Source organism: Candidatus Poriferisodalis sp., from assembly GCF_965208895.1.
In the GTDB taxonomy this organism is placed as follows: Bacteria; Actinomycetota; Acidimicrobiia; order Acidimicrobiales; family Poriferisodalaceae; genus Poriferisodalis.
Map to the genome: position 1 here is coordinate 195,893 of NZ_OZ242363.1, position 23,694 is coordinate 219,586.

Consider the following 23,694-nt stretch of genomic DNA (forward strand, 5'->3'; position numbering starts at 1 on the left):
ACACCGACGCCTCAGCTCGGAAACCTACTGCCGTCGTCAACCGCCGTCACACTTCCCCACATAGAGTCAGCACGGTGACCCGTCTTCGGAATCGGGCCTGGTGGCTGCCTGGTGTAGCGATCGCGACGGTCGTGTTGATCGCGCTTCCTGCTGCGCGCGGGCATTTGTTCTGTTCGCTGTGACCGGCCTTCGCCAATTGGTGCAGAAGCGGGCGCCCGTAGCCATGGCGGCGATTCTGGTGGCATCGCTGCTGGGTGCATGTGCCGAGCCGCAGTCGGCTGGGCTCTGGCATTGCAGGGCACATTCAGGTCCGGAGCCGGCAGAGCTGCTCGATTGGCAGAGCGACTTTGGCGAGGACCATCCAGATGTCTCGTGCAGGGTCGGCGAGGGCATCCGAGCCGGCTGGTGGCGGTGGCACATGCTCTCGGCAGACGAATGCCGCTCCGTGACGGTTCGACCGTCAGCGACTGCCGAGCTGCCGGAAGGCCAGTCACGGTCGCGGCGCGATGCACGAGAACCAATCGTTCTCAACGTCGGCGACGTAGTGACGGGATTCACAACTGAGGACTCGGGGGAATCTGGCTTGATTGCCGCGACGAGCTTGGGCTATTGCTTCCTGGAGTACCAGGGCCCTGAGCCGCCGCTCGGGTCGTGAGACTGCTTGGGCACGTACATTCGTAGGGACTTGGTTGGCGACCGTCGGGCCACCGCAGGTGCGACCGACGACGCGATCGGGCCGATGAGATCGGAGCGCATGGATGCCAGTTGACCCGGATCGGGAGACATGGAAGCCGGGGATGAGCTGGGAGGACGCGATCGCTGAGATTGCGTATCTCAAGGAGCTGGCCTCGGAGATGGGCGGGCCTGAACGCATCGACCGCCAGCACCAAGGCGGCCGCTACACGGTGCGCGAGCGCATTGCCAAGATGGCCGACCCGGGCTCGTTCATCGAGATGGGGGGTCTCATGGGCGGCCCGGAGTATGACGACGACGGCAACATCATCGGGTTCACGCCGGGCGGCTACGTGATGGGCCTTGCCGAGCTCGACGGCCGGCCGGTGGCGATCGGCGGCGACGACTTCACCATCTCGGGCGGCAGCCCCCACAACGTCCACAAGATCCCGCACCAATTCGCCCAGCCGCTGGCCATCACCTACGGCATCCCGTATGTGCAACTGCGCGAGGGTGTCGGCCACAGCTCGCGGTCCGACGAGGAGTCGGGCCAGATGGCCCTGCCCTCGGGCGACATGTGGTGGCAAGGCGTGGAGATGCTGACCAAGGTGCCGGTGGCCGCGGGGATCATGGGATCGGTGGCTGGCTGGCCTGCGGCCGCAGCGTTGATGTCGCACTTCACGGTGATGGTGAAGGGCCAGTCGCAGATCTTCCCGTCGGGGCCTCCCGTGGTGCAGCGGGCCACGGGCGAGAACCTGTCCAAGGAGGAACTCGGCGGCTATCGGATGCACGTGTACGAGAGCGGTCAGGTCGACAACGTGGCCGAGAACGAGGAGGACGCGTTCGACCAGATCCGCGCGTTCCTCTCGTACTTGCCGAACACGGTGTCGCAGGTGGCGCCGCGTGTCGACACCGGCGACCCGCCGGATCGCCGGCCCGAAGAGCTGCTGAACATCATCCCCACGAATCGCCGAGCCGGTTACGACGCCCGGGCGCTGATCCGCCACGTCGTCGACAACGGTGAGTTCTTCGAGATGCGCCGTCACTATGCCGGGGCGATCATCACCGGTTTCGCCCGGCTCGACGGCTACAGCGTTGGTGTCGTCGGCAGTGACCCAATGCGGCTGGCCGGTGCGATGGATGGCGACGGTGCCGACAAGTACGCGCACTTCGTGGACCTGTGCGACGCGTTCAACCTGCCGATGGTGATCTTCTTGGACATGCCCGGATTCATGCTGGGCTCGGCTGCGGAGCGCAAGGCCACGATGCGCCGGGGAGTGCGGGCGCTGATCGCATCGGCAGAAGCGAGCGTGCCGAAGGTGGAGTTCAACGTACGCAAGTCCTACGGCGTGGCTGCCGATGCACCGAACAGCATCGGGCTGCCCCATGCGCTCAACCTGCGTTTCGGGTGGCCGGCGGGGGAGTGGGGCGGCATTCCCATCGAGGGCGGCGTAGCGGCGGCGTACCGACGCGAGATCGACGCGGCCCCCGATCCTGAGGCGCATCGAGAGATGATCGAGGAGCGACTGCTGCGGCTGCGATCGCCGTTCAAGGCGGCGATGCACGGCGATGTCGTCGACCTCATCGACCCCCGCGAGACCCGCCGGCTGGCCTGCACCTTCGTGAAGCTGGCTCAGCCGGTGCTCGCAGAGCTGGCCCGCCGACCGAACAAGCGCGCCGTGCGTCCCTGACGTGCTGGGCGCGCGGCGCGACAGGCCCGGCGCGAGCCGAACCGGTGCACACATGAGGACTTCCAGAAAATGAGATGGGCCTTGCCCGCGCGAGAGGGCACTATCGCGGGGTGATCTTCTCCGAGATCGACCAGATCCGATTCGGTGACGCCGTCATCGGATTCGAGGTCAGGCGCAGCACGCGGCGGCACAAGACGATGCAACTCAGTGTGGGCCCAGACGGTGTCCGTGTAGCAGTGCCCGTAGCGACTCCTCCCGACGAGATACACGGGTTCGTCCGGCAGAAGGCGCGTTGGATCCTCGATCGATTGGCGGCAGCCCGCGCTGCACCGAGCCCGAGCGAACTGCCCAGTTCGCTTCCTTACCTTGGGCGAGACCTGAATGTCGTCGTCGAGAATGGTGTCGTTCTCGATGTCGACGTGCGCTTTCGACCGTGGGAATTGCAGGTGTTCTTGCCATTTGAGGTGGCGGAAGAGGATGTTGCGAACGAGATTCGCAGTGCCGTCAACGAGTGGTATTGGCTCCGTGCACTCGAACACGTCTCGACGAGCGTCGAGCGATGGTGGCCCGACCTGGGGCGTGGCGCCAAGCCTGAAGTACTCATCGGGGATCAGCGCAAGCGCTGGGGGAGTTGCGCCGCTGACGGTGCTCTCCGGTTCAACTGGCGGCTCGTGATGCTGGAGCCGCGACTCCTCGACTACGTCGTGGTTCACGAGTTGGCGCACCTCACCGAGCGAAACCATGGACCCGCATTCTGGGAACTCGTCGCCGAAGTGCTCCCCGATGTTGCCGAGCGCAAGGCAGCGTTGCATTCGGTCGAGGGAACGCTGCCGCTGTGATCATCGCTGGACGCTCGGATGCCGGTCCACCGGACCGGAGGCAGGTCGGGCCACCCAGTTAGCGTGACACCGTGACTGCGGAGAATGCACTCAGGTTTGGATGGTTGTCGCCATGCATCGGCAACCGCTGGAGCAACCACCGGTCGATCGTGGCCGACCAGGTGGAGTGGCTCCTGCCCGAGGTGATCGGGCACTTCGACTCGCTGTGGATTGCCGATCATTTCTATGGCTTCGACGCCAAGACCGACCCGTTCCTCGAAGCCTGGACGACGATCACCTGGTGTGCGGCGCGTCTCGACGGGGTGCAGCTGTGCCATCACGTGCTCGGGCACGGCTACCGGCCGCCGGCGCTGACGGCGAAGATGGCGGCGACGCTGCAGTACTTGTCGGGCAACCGCTTCATCCTGGGCATCGGCGCCGGCTGGCGCGGCGACGAGTACGAGGCGTACGGCTACGAATTCCCGTCACCCAAAGTGCGCTTTGCCCAGCTCGAGGAGGTCATCACGATCTGCCGATTGATGTGGACGCAGGACGACCCGAGCTTCGAAGGCGAGTACTACCGCATCGATGGTGCGGCGGCGCCGCCGCTGCCCGAGGTTGCCCCGCCCATCTGCATCGGCGCCTCAGGAGAGCAGATCGGCCTACGGGTGGCCGCCCGCCATGCCGATATCTGGAACACGCCATGGCGGCGAGATCTCGAATCACTGCGTCGCAAGTGCGGGATCGTGGCAGACGAGCTCGAGCGGCTCGGACGCGATCCGGCCGGCTTGGAGATGTCGACCACCGTTGAACGCGCACTGCCCACCACTGACAGCGAGTCGGCCGAGTACGTCGAGTTCTTGGCCTCGCTGGTGGACGTCGGCATCCGCCACTTCGTGCTCGACTTCGGCAACCCTGACAGCGCCGAACCGGCGCATCGATTCGCAGAACAGGTCATCGCTCCGCTGCGCGCGCGCTGAGCGGCCCGCAGTGGTCGCGCTCTCGGCCTGATGGCGCTGCTCGATCTTGGGGTCAGATCCCCGACAGCGGGTCAGCCGATCAGTCGGCGAAGAGTTCCAATTCGGCAGGAGTAGGTGAGCTGTCGGTTCCCGCGGGGTTTCGCACCTCGGCTCGCTCCAGGGTTTTCTCGAAGAGGCTGTGTGCGGACTGGCCGCGTGGGGCGAATGCGACGACATCGGTGCCGATGAACTCGACTGCGACGACATCGCCGCGCCGGACGTTCGGATCGGGCCCGCAGCGCACCCGCAGATGGGTGCCGTCGAGGTTCGCCACCACCATCGAATCGTGCCCGTAGAACTCCACGAGCTCGACCTCCGCCGCGGTTCCCGGTGCCAGACGCAGCTGTTCGGGACGGAGCATCACATCCACCGGGCCGGTCACGGGATCAGTCGCTGCATCGGCTGCGCGTACGTCGGAATGAGCGCCGTTGCTATTTGCAGCGTCTGCTCCGCCGAGCGGCAGGCGGCCCAGCGCTGTGTGCGCGACCCCGCCAGAGGCCGTACAGCGCAGCCAAGATGCCGTGCCCACGAAGTCTGCTACGAACGGATCTGCTGGCCGTCGGTAGAGGCCATCGGGCGTGTCGACCTGTGCGAGGCGGCCCTCGCAGAGCACGCCGACCCGGTCGCCGACGACAAACGCCTCGTCCTGGTCGTGGGTCACAAAGACCGCCGTGATGCCCAGTTCGATCAGCAGCCGGCGAACCTCGCTGCGAACGTCCTCGCGCAGCGACGAGTCCAGATTGGAGAAGGGCTCATCCAGCAGGAGCACGCCCGGGCGCGGCGCAAGCGCACGCGCCAAGGCGACACGCTGCTGTTGCCCGCCGGAGAGCGTTGCGGGCATGCGTTCGGCAAAGCCGCCGAGACCCACCAATTCGAGCGCTTCGGCGATGCGGTCGGGGGTTCGCTTGGACCGCTCAAGCCCGTAGCCGACGTTGCGGCCCACGGTGAGATGAGGGAAGAGGGCCCAGTCCTGGAACACCATCCCGACTCGGCGTGACTCAGGTGCCACCCATGTGCCGCCCCGTCCCGACGGTCCCGAGACGAACCTGTCGCCGAGCTGAATGGTGCCGGCGAGGGGGCGTTCCAGCCCCGCGATGAGTCGCAGCAGCGTGGTCTTGCCGCAGCCGCTGGGGCCGAGCAATGCAACGGATTCACCCGGCGCGACATGCAGGGACAGGTCCTGCACCGAGTAGCAGCCCCCGGAAATCTCGTCGGTGAGGTCACCGCCATCGGAGGAACCGAGCGGCGGAGCCTGGGTGTAGGAGTGGGAGATGCCGTCGAGGATGATGGAGCGCGCCCCCGGCCAGTGCCGATCTCGGCCGTTGCGAGCCAGATCGTCCGGCGCTGCCGGGTCGGCGTGTCGCCGGTCTCGCCTCGACCGAAATGCCCGGACCGTGCGCACCAGTCGAAGTATAAGCAAGGGAGTCGGTACGTATCCAGAATGGTGAATGCTCAATGGTGACGCTGCCTGCTGCAGGCCGGTAGGCATAGCTAACGCACAGCGGGCCGGAGCCTCGCGATCTGTGCCGAAGTAGGTTGACGGCGACACGCCCGACAGACCGTGGGGGAGCGCTGTGGCACTGACGAACGACGACCGGGTAGAGATCCGAGACCTGATTTCTCGCTACAACAAGGCGATCGACACTGGCGACGCTGACGGATACGCCAACACGTTCACACCGGACGGGCAATTCATCGGGATTGTCGGCACGTTCAACGGCCGTGATGAGCTGCGGGCCTTCGCCGAGGCCTACTCCACCGAGGAGCAATACGCCGAGTTCTACTCAGCGCAGCACTGGGTGACCAACGTCGTCGCCGACGGTGACGCCGATCAAGCCACCGTGTTCAGCCACATCCAGATGGTCAAGCCCTTGCCTGAAGGCGGCACGATCCTGCTGGTCGGACACTACGACGACATCGTGCGCAAGGTCGACGGGCAGTGGTTGTTCGCCCAGCGGATCGTGGCCTCGGACGCCTGATGCCCCCGTTCGACATGGCAGCCAAGATGGTCGAGGGCCTGCCGCAGCCAGCCGGGGCCTGGACGCCGATCCCGCGCTTCAGCTTCGTCGGCGGGAACAACGACTCGCCGAGTGTGCCGGTGGGTGGACTGACCGAAGCGGCCATGGCGGTACTCGCAAAGCACGGCTCCGAGCTCGCCACCTACAACCTCGGCGGCAATCCCCAGGGCTTCGAGGGGTTGCGCGAATTCGTTGCCGCATCGCTGGCGGCGAACGCGCACATGCCGACGAGCACCGAGCAGGTCTTGGTGGTGTCCGGTTCGCTGCAGGCGCTCGACCTCGTCAATACAGCGTTCCTGCGTCCGGGCGATGTCGTGGTTGCCGAAGAGGCCACCTACGGCGGGATGATCTCGAAAGTCGCCCGGCGCGGCGCCAGGTGCGTCGGAGTCGAGCTCGACGACGATGGGATTGTCCCGCAGCGGCTCGAACAGCTGCTCGATGAGCTGACTGCTGCAGGCACACCGCCGCGGTTCATCTACACCATCCCGACCGTCCAGAATCCGACCGGCTCGGTGATGCCCGTCGAGCGCCGACGGGAGATCCTGGCCATCGCCCGGCACTTCGGCGTGCCGATCTTCGAGGACGAGTGCTATTCAGACCTCCAGTGGACCGGCGAGCGACCGCCAACGCTGCGAGCGCTCGACTGCGCCGACTCGGAGGAAAAGAGCGTGGTCATCTACTGCGGCTCGTTCTCGAAGTCGATCGCGCCGGCGCTGCGGGTGGGCTACATCGTCGGCGACGTGCCGATCGTGCGCCAGCTGATGGCCCTCAAGGACGACGCGGGCACGGGTGCACTGGAACAGCTCGTGCTCGCCGAGTACGCAGCGGCGCACTTCGACGACCACGTGAACCAACTGCGCGAAACGCTACGAGAGAAGTGTGCGGTGATGCGCCACGCCGTCAACACCCACTTGGGTGCGTTGTCCCGGGTGGCGATCCAGCTCGGCGGACCAGTGCAGGTGACCGACCCCAAGGGCGGAATCTTCGTCTGGCTGACATTCCCGCCGGGAACAGACACGGCCCGCTATCTCGCACCCGCTGCGGCGCGAGGCATCCAATTCAACGAAGGCGCCGCTTGGTCAGTCGACCCCGAGTGGGGAGCGCGCCGCATGCGGCTGTGCTTCGGCAGCCTGTCGGCGGAGGACATCAGCGAGGGCGTCGCAGCCCTCGCCGAGGTGATTGCCGCGAACTAGCTGCCAGCAGCGGTCAGGTAGGCGGGGTGGGTGGCACCGAACGGGGTCCCCGCAGCCGCAGCTTGCGACGACTGCGGGGCGCGCGGGCGCTCGCGCCCGCGCAGGAGACACGGCGGTGACAGGACCCGCCCCGCCGGGCGACAGGACAAAAGGTGCTAGCCGCGGCCGTGGCGCAGGAGCTTGCCGGGCGTGGCGCCCGTGCACTCGCCGTCCTGGAATGTCTCGACGCCGTTCACGAGGATGTGGCGATAGCCGTGGGCACGCTGGACGCGGCGCCATTCGCCGCCGGGCAGGTCGTAAACCGCCTCGCCGATCCACTCGGGATCGATGGCCAGTTCGTCCATGTCGTAGACGAGCATGTCGGCCGGGGCGCCTTCCTTGAGTACGCCGCGGTCCTTGAAGCCCGCGGCATGGGCGGCAAGCGCCGACATCCGGTAGTGCGCTTCCTCGACGGTCACCCGCTGCTCATCACGCACGATCCACGCCAAGAAGTCGGTCGTCCACGCACCGCCGGTGAAGAACTTGGTGTGTGCTCCGCCGTCGGACACGCCCGGAATCGTGTACGGCGAATCGGTGTACACCGCCGACATGTGGTCCACGTTGAAGTCGGGACCCTCACCCAGAAATTCGGTCTTCAGGTCGGTCTTGAGCGACAGGTCCAGCATCACGTCGATGTAGTGCTTGCCTTCCATCTCCGCGATCTCGCCGAGTGACTTGCCCACGTACTTCTGCATGTCTCCCCGGCGAGCCACGCCCTGGACGACCAGCTTGCGAGGCGGCCCGCCGACAGCGCCCTGCGTGTTCGCAAACAGCGTTGCCGCTTCGTCGGTCTCGGCGCGCAGGCGCTCCCGGATGGCCGGGTCAGACATCTTTCGTATCTTCTCCTCGACCGTGCCCGTGGTGGCCTCGCGCCACGCCGGGCTCGAGTCGTACAGGTTCCACTCGTCGAGCGAGAACGCGAAACCGGTGCGGATCGAAGCACCCTGACCGAAGATGCGCAGCCCGTCGTTGTGGGCCTGCTCAAGCCACTCGAGCCGTTCCTCGTGCACCCGGGGGTTGCGCTGGCTGACGGGTACCACGTTGTCGATGATCGGCCTCCCGCTGACCTCGGCCAGCCGCCGCTTGAAGGTGAGGTCTTCGGGGTTGTTGACATCGGCGCTCGTGGCCTGCGTGAGCTGGATGAAGCCCTCGTCACGTTCGCGCAGCACTTCGGCCAGCACGAAGATGTCGTCGTCGATCATCGTGTCGGTGACCATTGGCGTGCCGTCGAAGTCGGACTGGGTGGAGTTGGGGCCGAGGCGCTGGATGGAAAAGCCGCACAGCCCGGCGTCCATGCCTTCGTGCAGCAGTCGCTGCATCTCCTTGCGCTCGGCGTTGTTGGCCGGCCGCGACTTCGCAGCTTCGAGGCCCATCACGTAGATCATCAGCGACGCCGTCGGCATGTACTGCAGGACGTTCACGCCCTTGGGGGCCGCGTCCAGCGAGTCGAGGTACTCCGGGATGGTCTCCCAGTCCCACTTCGGCAGCATGCCCTCTTCCATTGCGGCCAGCGGGATCGCTTCGGTGCGCACCATTGTGAGCATCGAGCGTTCCCGGAAGTCGGGCTTGCACGGAGCGAAACCGAAACCGCAGTTGCCGAGCACGACCGAGGTGACGCCGTGCCAGCTCGAGATCGAGCAGTAAGGATCCCAGCGGATCTGCGCGTCGTAGTGGGTGTGCAGATCGATGCTGCCCGGAGCGACGATGCAGCCGCCGGCGTCGATCACTTCGCGGGCCGGCTTGTCGGGACGGCCGCCGACCTGGGCGATTCGCCCGTCGGAGATCCACAGATCCCCCCGAAAGCTCGGCACCCGTGTCCCGTCGACGATCGTGCCGTCCTTGATGTGAATGTCGTATTCCTCCACGAGTCCCCCTCAACTGGAGTCCGGCACGCGCGAACCCGCAGCGCCCCGGTATCAATCTGACGGTTTCGCCGTCTGGGCCCCCGACCCACCGGCACCGCCGTGGCAGCGATGTTAGGCGCCTGAGGTCAGAAGATGCTGAAACCGCCGTCGATCTTGATGACGTCGCCGGTGTGCCAGCGGGCGGCGTCGCTCATCAGGTACACCGCGATGGCGCCGAAATCGTCGGGCACACCCCAGCGGCGCATCGGGATGCGCGGCATCACGTTGTCGACGAACTTGTCCCAGGTGAACAGCCGCTCGGTCATGGCGGTGTCGATCCAGCCGGGGATGACGGCGTTTGCGTTGATCTTGTAACGAGCCATCTCGACCGACAGCCCCATCATCATCGCCAGCATCGCCCCCTTGGTGGCCGCATATGCCTGGCCTCGTGCAGCGCCCTGGATGGCCGTGCCGCTGGAGGTCAGCACCAGCGACCCGCCTTCGCCTTGGGCAATCATCTGGCGGGTTGCGGCCCGCAGCGTGAAGAACACGCCGTGCAGGTTGACGTCGATGACGCTGAACCAGTCCTCGTTGGAATGCTCGTGGAAGCCCTTCTGGTTCTGCGTGCCGATGCCGGCGTTGGGGAAGCAGGCGTCGACGCGCCCGTAGCGCTCGACGACCGCTGCCATGGCCTCTTCGACCTGTTGCTCGTCGGAGACGTCGCATTGCAGCGCGCTGGCGGAGGGGTTGATCTCTTGCAACTCCGCCTCAGCAGCGGCGTTCTTGTCGGGATTGGTGCCCCAGATGCTGACGTCGGCGCCCGCAGCAGCGATGCCTCGGGCGTACCCGAGACCGATGCCGCCGTTGCCGCCCGTGATGACTGCGACTTTGCCGCTCAGGTCAAAGCCGTCGTACTGGTAGGCCACGGCGGGCTCAGTCGCCCTTGATCTGGCGCATGAACATGCCGTTGTCGAAGTAGTCGCGCCAGAACGTGATGAGTCCGTCGTTGACCTCGAAGATTCCCATGACGGGCAGCTCGATCTGTCGGCCCGAACCGGTGTGGAAGCGGTCGACCCGTTCGTTCATGACGGTGTTGCCAGTGGCGGTTTGGCGGAGCACTTCGAATTCGACAGGGCCGTCGCCCCTCGTCAGGCCCCCCAGAAACTCCTTCATGGCATCGGGGCCGTTCATGTCGCCGACCGGCACGTTGTCGTAGTAGACGTCGTCGGAGACATGGGCGACCGCTCCGTCGAGGTCCTTTGCTTCGATGCAGGCGATGAACTTGCCGACGACCTCGGTGGGCGAGTCGGTGGCGGAATCTGACATGGTTGGCTTGTCCTCTCTCGTCCGGATACGCACTGGCGTTACGGGCCTCTGCGTGTGCTTCGGCGCGGTCCTTGTCCTAGCACGCGGCACGATCCAGTGCCGCTGTGACGGCTCTGAGGAAGGGCATCAGCGGTCACGGATGCTGCGAGCAAGAGGCTGAGCCCACAGGCGAAGCCGTGGCCGAAGCGGCCCGTGAGCGACAGCGAACAAGAGCGGGAAACAACTGGTGCGACAATGGGGACGATCACCTCTCGCGCGTCCTCTAAGGTCGCCGGGCTATGGAAGCTGAGCAGCGATCCGAAGCGGCCGTTGCGCCCCGCACAGCACAGCGGAGGCCGCTCGAAGGGGTCCGGGTCTTCGAGATCAGCATCGCTGTGGCGGCGCCATGCTGTGGCAAGGCGATGGCACATCACGGGGCCGAGGTCTTCAAAGTGGAGGCCCACAGCTATCCCGACGTGGCGCGAGCGTTCGGCTCGGCATGGGCGCGTGATCCAGAGCTCGCCGATGTCTTCTGCGACACCAGTCCCTACGTGCCTGAGATGTCGGCCGGCAAGCGATCGGTGGGTCTTGAGCTGAAACTGCCCGAGGCGCTCGAAGCGGCGAAGCGCTTGTTGGCCACCTGTGACGTCTTCCTGACGAACTTCGCCGCGCCGGGCATGGCCGAGCTCGGGCTCGACTACGCCTCGGTGGCTGAAGTGTCGCCGAACATCATCTATGCGGGCATGACCGGATTCGGCGTGGACCCCGACACGCCGTACTACCCGTTCCGAGCCTTCGGACCGAACCAGGCCCCGCTGGTGGGGTGGGATGCGCTGACGGGTTTCCCCCACGAGGAGCCAGCCGGCATTCCCTCGATCGCACCGCCGGACTACATGGGCGGTCTGCACGCGATGTTGGCGATCGTCAGCGCTCTGCATGAACGCGACCGCACCGGGGAGGGTCGATTCATCGACATCAGTCAGCTCGAAACCACCGTGTCGTTCTTGGGTCCGTACCTGCTGGGCCAAGACTTGGGCGTGCCGGAGCCGTTCCGCAACGGCAACCGGGTGTCGTGGGCAGCACCCGCCGGCATCTACCCCTGCGCGGGCGACGACCGCTGGGTAGCCATCGAAGTGCAGAGCGACGAGGCGTGGCTCTCGCTTGCGGCGCTCGCCGAATGGTCGGCCATCGAGGCGCACGACGGCAGCGGGAGCCAGGCGCTGGCGACCTACCCGCACGACACGCTCGCTGACCGCATCGCCAACCATGACGCCATCGACGCTGAGCTGTCGTCGTGGACCGCCCGTCGCAGCGCGCAGCAGGCCGCAGCTGAGCTGCAAGCCCTGGGCGTCGCGGCCTACGAGGTGCTCGATCATCGCGGCGTGATGGTCGACCCGCAGGTGCACGACCGCCGCCCGTACTCGGTGGTGCCGAGCCCCAGGCTGGGACGGGATCTGTTCGTGCGCAATCCGCTGCGCATGAGCCGAACGCCGCCCTATGTCACCCGTGCGGGTCCGAATATGGGCGGCGACACGATCGACGTGCTCGCCGAACTCGGCTATTCCGACAGCGAAGCGCAGCAGTTGGTCGACGACGGGTTGGCGTTCACCGACGCCCGGCCCGAGGTCACCCTGGAGCGCCCCTTCGACCGGTGGTACGAATCGCTCGGGATCGCCGACATCTACGACGCCCACGGCAACGTCACCGGCGGTGCGGCGTGAACGTCGCGCAGCGAGGGTCAGGCCCATGGGCGGGCGTGCGGGTGCTCGACCTGACCGGCCTGTCAGGCGCATACGGCACCCGCGTGTGGGCGGCGCTCGGCGCCGATGTGATCTGCGTGGAGCCGCCTGATGGCAATCCGATTCGCAGGATGCCGCCGCTGGCACCGGGCCATGAGGGTCTCGAAGCGAGCCTGTGGTGGGCGTACTTCGGCGCCTCGAAGCGAAGTGTCGTGCTGGATCCGACCAACGCCGACGATGCCGAAGCTCTGGTCGCACTGATCGGTTCGGCCGATGTGGTGCTCGACGACGCGCTGCCTGGGACCCAGGAAAGCTACCCGTGGCTCGCCAACAGCGGCCAGGGGGGATTGGGTGTCGCGGGCATCGTCGAGAGATTCCCGCACTTGACGTGGGTGTCGATCACGCCGTTCGGCATGACTGGGCCGCGCCGTGGCTGGCTTTCGTCGAACCTCATCGGCTGGGCATCGTGCGGGCTGGCGTCCACCGTGGGATTTCCCCACGGACCGCCGCTGGCACCTGCGGGCGAGATCGGCGTGCTGATGCACGGGGCGTCGCTGCACGCGGTCATCGGCTCGATGATGTCGGTGCGTGCGCGCAACCAGGCCGCGGCAGCCGGCGAGCCGGGGCTGGGCCAGACCATCGATCTGTCGCTGCAGGAAGTCGGCCTGTGGCTGTCGCCTGAGACCGGCGTGCCGCTCTACCTCGACGACCAGGTGCCGCGGCCGCGGGCCGGCAATCGTCGACCGGTCACGAGCCCGATGGGCTTGTATCCAGCGTCCGATGGTCATGTGGCGATCATCGCCATCCAACCGGCCCACTGGAACGCGATGGCACAGTGGGTGCACGAGCTGACCGGCAACGAGGGCATTCTGGACGAGATCTTCGTCGACATCGTGGTGCGCCGCGAGGCCCTTGAGGCGGTGGATGCTTGGGTCGAGGAACTGACAACTCAGTTCACGAAGCAGGAGCTGTTCGTGGAAGGCCAGCGTCGACGCATTCCGATCACCCCGGTCAACACTGTCGGCGACCTGCGCCACGACCCGCACCTCGAAGCAGTGGGTTGGTGGCGAACCGAATCCCACCCGGTGCTGGGCGACTTCACGGTGCCCGGCTCGCCGTTCACCACAGATGGCGACTGGTGGGCTTGGCAGCGGGCCCCGATGCTGGGCGAGCACACCGACGAGGTTCTCGGCGAGCTGACCTGAGACCGCCGACCTCATCGACCGGAGCGTGCTCCGCTTCAGCGGCTGACCCCGAAAGAGTCGGCGGCCTCAGCGGGGCGGTGCGAGCAGCGGCGGACCGGTAGCTGAGACAGTGACCGGATCGCCCACCGACACCACAGCGCCTTCGGGATCGATGGTGCAGCCGATGCCGAACATGGCATTGCCTTCCAGCATTCCCCGCATGCCTTTCGAGAAGCCTTCCGCGGAATAGCACCAGCGGTGCTTGCGCAGCACCAAGGCGGGCTCGCGGTGCCGTTCGCCGGTGTCCTGGTCGATCTGAGGGACGGAGCAGCGAGGCCACTCAACCCGTGCGACCAAATCGGCATCTCCGATCGAGAAGTCGGTCCACGTGTCTTCGGACCATGGTTCGTTGTTGGTGACGATGAGATTCGCCCGGAAGCGCTCGATCCCGAACGGTTCTGAGGCCCGAGCAACCAGATCGTCCAGTGAAGCCATGTTGGCCACCAGCACCGGCGCCGCGTCAGCGAAACCAGTGAGGCGACCTCGAAAGAGCCGCATGGGCCGGGACGACTCGGGGGTGAGCGCTGCGAGCCTGGCCCCGAAGCCCAGCACCTCGGTGAAGAACTCGGCGGCTTCGTCCCCGGCGTCGGCGCAGGCCACCTCGTCGCCGATCAGCGCCCGCACGGTGACGTCGTTGGCATCGGGCCGCTTCACGTCGATCGTGCCGGCATCGGGTGCGCTGATGGTCAAGCCGCCGTCGATGGGAATCGGAACCACGGTGGCAAGCGCTGCGTTCTGGCGCTGCGTGACGGCCTCGCCGAGAGCGCCGTCTTGGTCAGGGATGGTCACCACCTGCCAAGCGCGATCGCCATCGAGACCCGTCTGGGTGATCACGACCGAGTCGAGCTCGACGCGGCGGCAGCCCTTGATGGGGTGAATGGTGATCCCGCTGAGCGTTCCGCCGCCGTGGCTCTCGGTTGTCATGGTCAGACCCTAGAGGCGAAGCCGTGGCCCGAGCGGCCCGTGAGCGCAGCGAACAAGAGCGGAAAACAATCAGTTCGTCAGCGAGGAGGTTCGCCAATGCGCGTTGTCCTAGGCTCGCAGCGCATCAGTGTCTCGGTCTCTCTGCGAGGCCTCGCAGACCTCCCGAAGGACGCCCAGGCATGGCACTGCAGGGATTCGAACGTCGCCACCGGCCCAAGATCGGCGTCGGACGTGCCGAAGCCCCCGAATGGCTGCTTGACCACACAGCGCTGAACATGCATGCCATCGGCCCGGGCCCCGAGCTCGAGGCCGAGTGGATCGCGGCAGGACTTCAGCTTCCCGACCGGTCGGCTCTGCGCCGCTACCGGCTGGAACGCGTCCGCGAGCAGCTGCGAGGCGCAGACTGCGATGCGGCGCTGCTGTACGACCCGGTCAACATCCGCTACGCCACCGACACGACCAATATGTCGCTGTGGACCATGCACAATGCGGTCCGTTTCGCTGTGGTGAACACCGACGGTCCCGTCGTCGTCTTCGAGTTCTCCGACGGCGAGTTTCTCGACGCGCATTCCGAGGTCGTCGACGAGATCCGCCCGGCGCCGTCGTACACGCACTTCCTCGCCGGACCGCGGGCAGATGAGATCGCCCACCGCTGGGCCGCCGAGGTTGCTGGTCTCGTCGCAGAGCACGCTCGGACCGCAGGCAGCCTGAGCGGCTGCCGGGTGGCAGTCGACCGGCTGGACTTGGGCGCCGCCCGCGCGCTGGAATCGAAGGGCATCGCCATCGTGGCGGGGGAGCCGCTCATGGAGACGGCGCGCACAGTCAAGAGCGTCGAGGAGATCCGGGCCATGCGCTGCGCAGTGCATGCGTGCGAGGCCGCCATCGCTGAGATGGAAGCCATCTTCGAGCCCGGCGTGAGCGAGCTGGACCTCTGGGCGGCCTTTTGGGCGGGCAGTGTGCGTCGTTACGGCGAGTGGATTGAGACGAGGCTGCTGTCGTCGGGGCCGAGAACCAATCCTTGGTACCACGAAGCCAGCAGCCGGCGAGTGCAAGCCGGAGAGCTGATGGGTTTCGATACTGACCTGGTCGGGGCATACGGGATATGCGTCGACATGTCGCGTACCTGGCTCTGCGGCGATGGCCGGCCGTCGGCTTCCCAGCACGACACGTGGTCGCTGGCAGCAGAGCAGATCCGGCGCAATACCGAGTTGTTCCAAGCTGGAACCACATTCCGGGAGCTCTCCGAGGCGTCCTGGTACCCCGATCCTGACAAATACCGCCACTACACGTCCTTGGCGCACGGGGTGGGCCTGTGCGACGAGTACCCGTCGGTGATGTTCCGCCACAAGTGGGATCAGGTCGGTTACGACGGCGTGCTCGAGCCCGGCATGGTCGTGTGCGTGGAAGCGTTCGTCGGCCCGAGATCGGGGGGCGAAGGCGTCAAGCTGGAAGAGCAAGTGCTGATCACCGATATGGGCAACGAGGTGCTGACGAACTTGCCCCTCGGTCTCGTCTAGCTACGCGCTGAGCACCTGATTCCCTCGATGTAGCCCGCCGCAGCCGATACGTCTGTTGCGATCAGCTCAGCTCTTCGGGTTCCGGGTCAGCCCCTACGAAGCTGACCAGCACCTGGTTCGCCTCGACGGCATCGCCCGCAGCGCAGCGAACATCGGCGACGGTGCCGGCGCCGTGCGCCGAGAGCGAGTGGAGCATTTTCATGGCTTCAACCACTACGACGGTGTCGCCGGAGGCCACAACATCGCCGGGCACGACGCTCACTTCGACCACCACGGCTGGGAACGGTGCCGCAATGGCGTCGACCGAACCCGTGTCATCGGTTGCCGTCGGGGTCCAGGCGTCGGACCGATCTGGCACGTCGAAGGCGACTGTGTAGCCGTACAGGTTGACGGCAACTGAGCCCGCATCGGCGCTCGAGGTGACGTTGACGCTCGACTCAGCGTCGTTGATCGATGCGGCAGCCACCTCATGAAGATCGCCCGCAGCGTCGCGCAGCAGCACCGCGGCCACAGATCGGTGCTCGGTCAGCCGGAACGGCCCGAGCCATGCCCACGGGCCGCTGTCGTCCCGAACTCGGTCGTGTTGCATCGAGGCCAGCCATGCTGTCGCGGCAGTCCCGGCGACTTGGTCGCTCGTCGGGGGCGCAGGCATCTCGTCGGCGCTCAGCGCGTCGATCACGTCGGTGGTCATCTCTGCGCTGCGTAGCTGCGGGGTTTCGACGAGCCAGCGCAGAAATCCCGCATTGGTCGGCACCGGGCCGAGTACGAGTCCATCGAGAGCTTCGCTCATAGCGTCGAGCGCCGTCTCGCGGTCAGGTCGGGCGACTACGAGCTTCGCCACGAGAGGGTCGTAGTACGGCGTGATTGCACTGCCGGGTTCGACTGCGGAGTCCCAGCGGACACCGGACGGCACTCGCACATGGCGAACGGGACCCGCTCGGGGGCTGAAGCCGTCGACAGGGTCCTCGGCGTTGATGCGAGCTTCGATGCTGTGGCCGCCGAACGTCACATCGGATTGTCTGAGGCCGAGGGCTGCCCCGCCTGCGACCTGTAGCTGCAGTTCCACGAGGTCGAGCCCCGTGATCGCCTCGGTGACCGGATGCTCGACCTGCAGGCGGGTGTTCATCTCCAGGAAGAAGAACTCGCCAGTGTCCGCATCGACGATGAACTCCACGGTCCCGGCGTTGTCGTACCCGATGTGGCGGGCGAGGGCCACGGCCGCTCCGTGCAGACCGTCGCGAGTGGCATCGGGCAGGTTCGGTGCCGGCGCTTCTTCGAGGAGCTTTTGGTAGCGCCGCTGCGATGAGCAATCACGCGTACCGAGGTGGATGACGTTGCCGAACTGGTCGCCGACCACCTGCACCTCGACGTGGCGGGGACGCTCGATGTAGCGCTCGACGATGATCCGATCGTCGCCGAATGAACGCAGCGCCTCGGTGCGTGCCGCTGTAAGGGCAGCATCGAACTCGTCGGACGAACGCACGATGCGGATGCCCTTGCCGCCGCCTCCGGCGGATGCCTTGACCAGCACCGGGTAGCCGATTCCCGAAGCCGCAGCGCTGAGGTCGCCGGTCGCGGCGCCCGGAATGATCGGGACGCCCGCCGATTCTGCGATGGCCCGCGCTTCCACCTTGGCGCCCATCTGGGCGATGGCATCGGGGTGAGGGCCCACCCAAGTCAGCCCGGCGTCCCCGACGGCCTGAGCGAATCCCGCATTCTCGGACAGGAAGCCGTACCCGGGGTGGACGGCATCGGCACCGGTCTCGGCCGCCGCCGTCAAGATGGCGTTGATGTCTAGGTACGACTGGTCGAGCGCCGCAGGGCCGATGCATCGTGATTCGTCTGCCTCGCGAACAAAGCGCGCGTCCCTGTCAGGCTCGGCAAACACCGCAACGGTGCGCCATCCCAAGCGCCGTGCAGTCGCGAAGACGCGGCTTGCGATCTCACCCCGGTTGGCGACCAGCAGCTTCATGGCGTCAGCCTCTTGGCGAACACGACTGCCGGCTACATCCGGTACACGAGGCCGCCGCCTGGTGCGGGAGCGTCCTGTCGGGCCGCCAGCGCGAGGCACAGACCGAGAGCGTCGCGAGTGTCGGCGGGATCGATGAGACCGTCGTCCCACAAGCGTGCGGTGGCGTAGTACGGATCACTCTGGCGCTCGTATTGGTCGGCGACCTCAGCCCGCATCGCAGCGATCTCCTCGTCGGTGGTCTCGGTGCCGCGCATCCCCGCGAGGCGTATGTCGACCAGCACGGTCTGGGCTGTCTCGGCGGACATGGTGGCGATGCGGCTGTTCGGCCAGGCGAACAGGAGCCGAGGGTTGAAGCCGCGCCCGCACATGCCGTAGTTGCCCGCACCGTATGAGCCGCCGATGAGCACCGTGTAGCGCGGCACGGTGGCATTGGCCACCGCGGACACCATCTTCGCCCCGTGCTTGGCGATGCCGGCTGCCTCCGAATCGCTGCCCACCATGTAGCCCGTCGTGTTCTGCAGGAACAGCAACGGCACCCGGCGCTGCTCGCAGAGCTCAATGAAGTGCGTGGCCTTCAGCGCATCGGAGGAGAAGATGATCCCGTTGTTGGCGATGATGCCGACCTGGAAGCCCCAGATCCGGGCGAAGCCGCAGGTGATGTCGTTGCCCCATTCGGGCTTGAACTCCCCGTAGCGGGAACCGTCGACGAGACGGGCGATGATCTCACGGGCGTCGAAACCGATGCGGTCGTCAGCGGAAACGACGCCGTAGATCTCGGCTGGGTCGTAGTGAGGCGGTTCCGGTTGCGTCCATGACAACCAGTTCTCCCGGTGGCCAACCGATCGCTGGTTGGCGGCTGCGCACAGCTCGCGCAGCTTGCCGTAGGCGGATCGCTCGTCGGGCGTCATGTAATCGGACACACCCGAGACCCGGGTGTGCAGTGCGGCGCCGCCGAGTTCGTCGGGCTCGATGATCTCGCCGAGCGCCGCCTTCACGATCGGGGGCCCGCCGAGATAGATCCGCCCGATGCCCGAGACCATGATCACTTCGTCGCTGAGCGCCGGAACGTACGCCCCTCCCGCGGTACAGCCGCCGAGCACCACCGAGATCTGCGGCAGGCCCTGCGCCGAGAGCCGGGCTTGGCGGTAGAAGCTGCCGCCGAAATGGTCCTTGTCAGGGAAGATGTCGTCCTGCAACGGCAGGAACGCACCGCCCGAGTCGACGAGGTAGATGACGCCGAGGCCGTTCTCTGCGGCGATGTCTTGGGCACGCACATGCTTCTTGATGCTGATCGGCAGCAGTGAGCCGCCCTTCACGGTGGCGTCGTTGGCGATGAACATCCACGGGACACCGCAGACAACGCCAATACCGGTGACGATGCCCGCACCGGGGGCGCTGTTGTCGTACATGTCCCAGCTGGCCAGCGTCGAGAGTTCCAGGAACGGCGTTGCGGCATCGCAGACCAGGTCGATGCGGTCCCGCGGCAGGATCTTGCCTCGAGAGTGGTGGCGTTCGATGGAGCGCTCCCGGCCTGCGCCACCGGAAATGGCGAACTGCTGGCGATCGCGCAGCGTGGCAAGCAGGTCACCGTACGCGGCAGCATTCTTGGCGAACCCGTCGCCGTGGGTGTCGATGCGGCTTGCGAACTGTCTCATCTGCCAGCGATGCCCATCAGCCGGGTGCGATTCTGTCGCCGAAGATCGTACGGGTCGCGCACGGGCCATAGCTATTGGCTGTCACGCGATCCGCGCCCACAGCGATCAGAGGCTGAGCCGATAGGCGAAGCCGTGGCCCGAGCGGCCCGTGAGCGACAGCGAACAAGAGCGGGAAACAATTGGTGCGACAACGGGAAGGTGCACCTATCCGCGCACTCTCCCAGGTCTCGTCAGAAATTGCGGTCGCCTGAGTCCTGGCCCAGCAGCACCCGGCCTGCCGTGTCGATCTGGTAGCTGCCCACCATGAAGTGTCCAGCCACCGCTCGCACGTCGTTGAGCAGCCCGCCGAGCGGTGAAGCGGTGAAGTTGGCAGTGCTGCCGGCTGCGGTGACGAGCGTCTCGACCGCCTCGATGCAATTCTGGACGCTCCACGAGCATGCCAGCCGTGCGCGGGCGTGCTGGGCGGGCGTCACTTCGCCATGCGCGGCGGCGGTGCTCCAGATCTCATCAAGCTGATCGGCCACGAACGCCTGGCCAGCTCCGAGCAAGGCTTCCGCGCGGGCCATCGCGGCGTGCGCATCGGGTCGCGACGCCAACTCCGAGCGGGCAAACAGCGGGGTCTTCGTGTCGGCCAGCGCGGCGAATTCGTCGATTGCGCGGCGGGCGATTCCCGACGCCACGCCGGTCTTGGGAAATGGGAATCGCAGGCCTGAAGGCAGGCGGTAGAAGGGGTGCTCGTTCGGTTTGGGAAGCGAGTAGTTGGCCACCACCGCCGCATAGTGAGCCGGCACGAAGTGCTCGCTGAGCACCACATCGTTGCTGCCGGTTCCGCGCAGCCCCACGGTATGCCAAGTGTCCTCGATGAGGCCCGGGTCGGCCGGGATCAGGATGTGGCAGAGGTCCTTGGGCTGCGTGCCCTCCACCACGTTGGCCACCACCCACCAGTCGGCTGCGGTGCAACCGCTGACGAACGTCCAGCGCCCGCTCGCCAACCAGCCGCCCTCGACAGGGCGTACAACTCCCCGAGGCACACCCGAGCCGGCGATGACGGCGTCGGGATGTTCGACGTAGAAGCCAGACACGGTCTTGGCTTCGAGATGTGCCGCGAATATCTCGGCTTCCTCGTTGCAGGTCATGGCGACCCAGCCCGTCGAGGGGTGCTCATAGGACAGCCGGCGCGTGAACTCGATGAACTCCGCTGGATGGCGACCCAGTCCGCCGAGTTCGTCGGGCACGAGCAGGCGCATGAGACCCAGCCGACCGAGATCGGCCATGATGCCGCGGTCGGGAATGCGCTCGGCATCGCTGCGCTCCCCGCAGGCGCGGACGCGAGCGAGCATCTCGTCGCCGAGCTCGGGCGGCCCGAGCCATCGTCCCCCGGAGTCAGACGAGGCCATCGGGGCAAGCTAACCGCACAGCCACCCCGGTCGCCTGCGTATCGTCGTGGGGCGACGCATTGCGGCAGCAGGCCGGCAACCAGGTCACGGACGGCAGATGGATCCACTCGACAACATCGCTCCCGACTCGGCGACGGCTCCGATTGCGGGTTCAAGAGTGCTGGATCTGACCGATCACCGCGGCGAACTCGGTCCGTGGATGCTGGCTGAGCTGGGTGCCGACGTGATCAAGATCGAGCCGCCGGGAGGAAGCTCGGCCCGTTCGGCGTTGCCGCTTCGGGTCTCCAGCGGGGCAGACACTGATGCCGCTTCGGCGGACCTGCGCAGCTGGCAGTTCTGCGCCTATAACTCGAACAAGCGCGCTGTCGTTCTTGACTTCGACAACACTGACGACCGCCAAGTCTTCGAGCGTCTCGTGCGCAGCGCCGACTTCGTCTACGAATCCGGCGTGCCCGGCACGCTGGCCGAAGCTGGCGTCCGCCATGCGGATCTGCGCTCGCTGAACGATCGGGTCGTCCATGTCCAGGTCACGCCGTTCGGACTCGACGGCCCTCGCAGCGCCGATCCTGCCTCGGAGCTGTCGTTGGCGGCACTCGGCGGCGCTGCAAACATGCAGGGCGTCTACGAGCGGGCGCCGGTAAAGGCCTCGATCGCACAGGCGTGGCGCCACGCCGGTGCAGAGGCCGCCGCGGCAGGGCTGATGGCCCATGCCCGCATGCGTGTCCTCGGAGATGGACAGCATGTCGCCGTGTCGGCCCAGGCCGCCATGACGTGGACGCTGCTGAACGCCATGGAGACCCATGCCATCTGCGGTCGGGATTTCCAGCGCTCGGGCACCATGGTGAACCTTGCCGCACCGCTGCAGATGCGCTACCGGACCCGGGACGGGTGGGCGATCGGCGTTGCTCGAGGAGTGGCAACTGGTCGGCTGCTGGAGTGGTACATCGAAGAGGGCCTGGCCGACGAGAGCTGGCACGACGAAGACTGGGACACCTACGACCTGCGAGCCTCGAGGGGCGAGCCGGTCAGCCGCACGTTCGACGAGCTCTACCAAGCGATGGTGGGGCTGTGCGAGCGGCACACCAACGCTGAACTCCTGGAGCGATCGGTGGAGCTGGGCGAGACCATCGCTCCTGTTCACACAGTGGCCGACCTGGTCGAATTCGAGCACCTGCGGGTACGCGATTTCTGGCGTCCGGTGGAGCTCGCGGGTACCTCAGGCGTGGAGCTTGCGGGCGGACCGGCGACGATCGACGGCGTTCGCATCGGCACGCGGCGACGGCCGCCGCTGATTGACGAGCACGGAGCGGAGATCCGGGCGGAGGCTGGGAGCGCCGAGGTGACCGCAGCGCCTGGCGGAGCAGCCGGGCCGCCAGAGTCCGCGCCCGAACCGAACGCGTGGGCTGTCGGAAACAGCGAGCTTCCCTTCGCAGGGCTGCGGGTCGCGGACTTCAGCTGGATCGGCGTCGGCCCGATCACGGCAAAGTCGCTCGCGGACCACGGCGCAACGGTCGTGCGGATCGAATCCGCCGGTCGTATCGACGGTCTGCGCGCGAATCCGCCGTTCAAGGACAACGTCATCGATGTCGACATGGCGCACTTCTTCGGTACGTTCAACACGTCGAAGCTCAGCATCGACATCGACCTCAAGACGGCTGCGGGCGTCGACATCGCCCGCCGCATGATCGCCTGGGCCGATGTCGTCGTGGAATCGTGGACGCCGGGAACGTTCGCCCGCAACATCGCCGACGACGATCTCATCGCGGAGCTGAACCCGAACGCCATCGTGGTACATACGTCGCTGCTGGCAAGCGGCGGCCCGCTGTCGCGAATGGGCGGCTTCGGCTATCACGCCGCTGCCATCGCCGGCTTTTATCCCGTCGTGGGGTGGCCCGATCTGCCGCCGGACGGGCCGTATCTCGCCTATACCGACACGATCTCGCCCCGCATCATCACCGCCACACTGCTCGCGGCACTGGATCGTCGGCGCCGCACGGGCAAGGGCTGTGTCATCGAGGCAGCACAGCTTGAATGCGGCCTGCAATTCCTGGCACCTGAGCTGGCCGACTATGCCGGCAGCGGGACGGTGGCCACCCGCAACGGCAACCGGAATCCCGATGTGGCACCGCAGGGTGTGTACCCGTGCGAGGGCGAGGATCGGTGGTGCGCCATCACGATTGGCGACGACGCCCAATGGAAGACACTGGTCGGGCTGATGGGGGCGCCGGAGTGGGCCCAGGCAGCCGAGTTGTCAACTCTGGAAGGCAGGCTCGCGGCCCACGATGCCATTGACGACGAGATTTCCGCGTGGACGGGCACCCAAGACGCCGTAAATCTGGAACGACTCCTGGCAGGCGCTGGGATCGCGGCGGGCATGGTGCAGCGCAGCAGCGACCTGCTCGCGGATCCGCAGTATGCCCACAGCGGTTTCCACCGGTGGCTGGAGCACCCCCGAATGGGAACCGTGCCCTATTCCGGCCACCAGTACCAGATCGCCGGCTACGACCATGGCCCCCGCCACGCCGCCCCCATGCTCGGCCAGCACACCTACGACGTCCTGAGCTCCGAACTCGGTCTCAGCGACGAACAGATCGCTGACGCCGCCGCCGCTGGGGCACTGGGCTGAGGGCTCGCTGCGCCGGCTCCG

18 protein-coding genes are annotated in these 23,694 nt (G+C 66.6%); 10 read left to right on the forward strand and 8 right to left on the reverse strand.

Annotated elements, in window-relative coordinates; translation table 11 throughout:
* The first annotated feature begins 178 nt into the window (after positions 1-178).
* The 4 genes from ACOGJB_RS00940 to ACOGJB_RS00955 all read left to right on the forward strand — a co-directional run bounded on the left by ACOGJB_RS00940 (position 179) and on the right by ACOGJB_RS00955 (position 4,161).
* Positions 179-655, forward strand: coding sequence for a hypothetical protein (locus tag ACOGJB_RS00940; RefSeq protein WP_419838965.1), 477 nt, complete (start codon positions 179-181; stop codon positions 653-655).
* A 142-nt stretch (positions 656-797) separates the two neighbouring features.
* Positions 798-2,363, forward strand: coding sequence for an acyl-CoA carboxylase subunit beta (locus ACOGJB_RS00945; protein ID WP_419838966.1), 1,566 nt, complete (start codon positions 798-800; stop codon positions 2,361-2,363).
* 110 nt (positions 2,364-2,473) lie between these two features.
* Positions 2,474-3,202, forward strand: coding sequence for a M48 family metallopeptidase (locus ACOGJB_RS00950; protein ID WP_419838967.1), 729 nt, complete (start codon positions 2,474-2,476; stop codon positions 3,200-3,202).
* Between the two features lie 71 nt (positions 3,203-3,273).
* Entirely contained in the window at positions 3,274-4,161 is an 888-nt protein-coding gene (locus tag ACOGJB_RS00955; RefSeq protein WP_419838968.1) for an LLM class flavin-dependent oxidoreductase, read from the forward strand.
* 79 nt (positions 4,162-4,240) lie between these two features.
* Here ACOGJB_RS00955 and ACOGJB_RS00960 read toward each other — a convergent pair whose 3' ends face one another.
* Entirely contained in the window at positions 4,241-5,602 is a 1,362-nt protein-coding gene (locus ACOGJB_RS00960; protein WP_419838969.1) for an ABC transporter ATP-binding protein, read from the reverse strand.
* A gap of 172 nt (positions 5,603-5,774) precedes the next feature.
* Between ACOGJB_RS00960 and ACOGJB_RS00965 the strand changes: the two genes are divergently transcribed.
* Positions 5,775-6,179 (forward strand): nuclear transport factor 2 family protein, encoded by a 405-nt coding sequence (locus ACOGJB_RS00965; protein WP_419838970.1) that lies wholly within the window; start codon positions 5,775-5,777, stop codon positions 6,177-6,179.
* A complete protein-coding gene (locus ACOGJB_RS00970) occupies positions 6,179-7,411 on the forward strand; it encodes a PLP-dependent aminotransferase family protein (protein ID WP_419838971.1) in 1,233 nt (410 codons plus the stop codon). Before ACOGJB_RS00965 ends, ACOGJB_RS00970 begins: the two co-directional genes overlap by 1 nt.
* 155 nt (positions 7,412-7,566) lie before the next feature.
* On the opposite strand, the gene ACOGJB_RS00975 is transcribed toward ACOGJB_RS00970, so the two are convergent.
* The 3 genes from ACOGJB_RS00975 to ACOGJB_RS00985 all read right to left on the reverse strand — a co-directional run bounded on the left by ACOGJB_RS00975 (position 7,567) and on the right by ACOGJB_RS00985 (position 10,620).
* Positions 7,567-9,315 (reverse strand): N-acyl-D-amino-acid deacylase family protein, encoded by a 1,749-nt coding sequence (locus ACOGJB_RS00975; RefSeq protein WP_419838972.1) that lies wholly within the window; start codon positions 9,313-9,315, stop codon positions 7,567-7,569.
* Between the two features lie 125 nt (positions 9,316-9,440).
* Positions 9,441-10,220, reverse strand: a complete 780-nt coding sequence (locus tag ACOGJB_RS00980; RefSeq protein ID WP_419838973.1) for an SDR family NAD(P)-dependent oxidoreductase — start codon at positions 10,218-10,220, stop codon at positions 9,441-9,443.
* Between the two features lie 7 nt (positions 10,221-10,227).
* The gene (locus ACOGJB_RS00985) at positions 10,228-10,620 is read right to left on the reverse strand and encodes a limonene-1,2-epoxide hydrolase family protein (protein WP_419838974.1); all 393 of its coding nucleotides are present in this window, start codon (positions 10,618-10,620) and stop codon (positions 10,228-10,230) included.
* A 278-nt stretch (positions 10,621-10,898) separates the two neighbouring features.
* On the opposite strand from ACOGJB_RS00985, the gene ACOGJB_RS00990 reads away from it, so the two are divergent.
* Both ACOGJB_RS00990 and ACOGJB_RS00995 read left to right on the forward strand, forming a co-directional pair.
* Positions 10,899-12,320 carry a CaiB/BaiF CoA transferase family protein gene (locus ACOGJB_RS00990; protein WP_419838975.1) on the forward strand — a complete coding sequence of 474 codons (1,422 nt, stop codon included), beginning with the start codon at positions 10,899-10,901 and terminating at the stop codon, positions 12,318-12,320.
* Positions 12,317-13,543, forward strand: coding sequence for a CaiB/BaiF CoA transferase family protein (locus ACOGJB_RS00995; protein WP_419838976.1), 1,227 nt, complete (start codon positions 12,317-12,319; stop codon positions 13,541-13,543). The genes ACOGJB_RS00990 and ACOGJB_RS00995 overlap by 4 nt, the downstream gene beginning before the upstream one ends.
* A gap of 66 nt (positions 13,544-13,609) precedes the next feature.
* Here the strand turns inward: ACOGJB_RS00995 and ACOGJB_RS01000 are convergent, their stop codons facing one another.
* Entirely contained in the window at positions 13,610-14,506 is an 897-nt protein-coding gene (locus ACOGJB_RS01000; protein WP_419838977.1) for an MOSC domain-containing protein, read from the reverse strand.
* A 179-nt stretch (positions 14,507-14,685) separates the two neighbouring features.
* Between ACOGJB_RS01000 and ACOGJB_RS01005 the strand changes: the two genes are divergently transcribed.
* The gene (locus ACOGJB_RS01005) at positions 14,686-16,023 is read left to right on the forward strand and encodes a M24 family metallopeptidase (RefSeq protein ID WP_419838978.1); all 1,338 of its coding nucleotides are present in this window, start codon (positions 14,686-14,688) and stop codon (positions 16,021-16,023) included.
* Positions 16,024-16,084: 61 nt separating this feature from the next.
* Here ACOGJB_RS01005 and ACOGJB_RS01010 read toward each other — a convergent pair whose 3' ends face one another.
* The 3 genes from ACOGJB_RS01010 to ACOGJB_RS01020 form a co-directional block, all read right to left on the reverse strand.
* Positions 16,085-17,995, reverse strand: a complete 1,911-nt coding sequence (locus ACOGJB_RS01010) for an acetyl/propionyl/methylcrotonyl-CoA carboxylase subunit alpha (protein ID WP_419838979.1) — start codon at positions 17,993-17,995, stop codon at positions 16,085-16,087.
* Positions 17,996-18,027: 32 nt separating this feature from the next.
* Entirely contained in the window at positions 18,028-19,650 is a 1,623-nt protein-coding gene (locus tag ACOGJB_RS01015; protein WP_419838980.1) for a carboxyl transferase domain-containing protein, read from the reverse strand.
* Positions 19,651-19,880: 230 nt separating this feature from the next.
* The gene (locus ACOGJB_RS01020; RefSeq protein ID WP_419838981.1) at positions 19,881-21,047 is read right to left on the reverse strand and encodes a hypothetical protein; all 1,167 of its coding nucleotides are present in this window, start codon (positions 21,045-21,047) and stop codon (positions 19,881-19,883) included.
* Between the two features lie 97 nt (positions 21,048-21,144).
* Between ACOGJB_RS01020 and ACOGJB_RS01025 the strand changes: the two genes are divergently transcribed.
* On the forward strand, positions 21,145-23,673 hold the full coding sequence (locus ACOGJB_RS01025; RefSeq protein ID WP_419838982.1) for a CoA transferase: 2,529 nt from the start codon (positions 21,145-21,147) through the stop codon (positions 23,671-23,673).
* The last annotated feature ends 21 nt before the right edge of the window (positions 23,674-23,694 follow it).

Bases quoted from the DNA above. Each gene is read 5' to 3' on its own strand.
- ACOGJB_RS00945 (WP_419838966.1), top strand. From the start codon at position 798: ATGAGCTGGGAGGACGCGATCGCTGAGATTGCGTATCTCAAGGAGCTG.
- ACOGJB_RS00970 (WP_419838971.1), top strand. From the start codon at position 6,179: ATGCCCCCGTTCGACATGGCAGCCAAGATGGTCGAGGGCCTGCCGCAG.
- ACOGJB_RS00985 (WP_419838974.1), bottom strand. From the start codon at position 10,620: ATGTCAGATTCCGCCACCGACTCGCCCACCGAGGTCGTCGGCAAGTTC.
- ACOGJB_RS00990 (WP_419838975.1), top strand. From the start codon at position 10,899: ATGGAAGCTGAGCAGCGATCCGAAGCGGCCGTTGCGCCCCGCACAGCA.
- ACOGJB_RS01000 (WP_419838977.1), bottom strand. From the start codon at position 14,506: ATGACAACCGAGAGCCACGGCGGCGGAACGCTCAGCGGGATCACCATT.
- ACOGJB_RS01005 (WP_419838978.1), top strand. From the start codon at position 14,686: ATGGCACTGCAGGGATTCGAACGTCGCCACCGGCCCAAGATCGGCGTC.
- ACOGJB_RS01010 (WP_419838979.1), bottom strand. From the start codon at position 17,995: ATGAAGCTGCTGGTCGCCAACCGGGGTGAGATCGCAAGCCGCGTCTTC.
- ACOGJB_RS01015 (WP_419838980.1), bottom strand. From the start codon at position 19,650: ATGAGACAGTTCGCAAGCCGCATCGACACCCACGGCGACGGGTTCGCC.
- ACOGJB_RS01020 (WP_419838981.1), bottom strand. From the start codon at position 21,047: ATGGCCTCGTCTGACTCCGGGGGACGATGGCTCGGGCCGCCCGAGCTC.
- ACOGJB_RS01025 (WP_419838982.1), top strand. From the start codon at position 21,145: ATGGATCCACTCGACAACATCGCTCCCGACTCGGCGACGGCTCCGATT.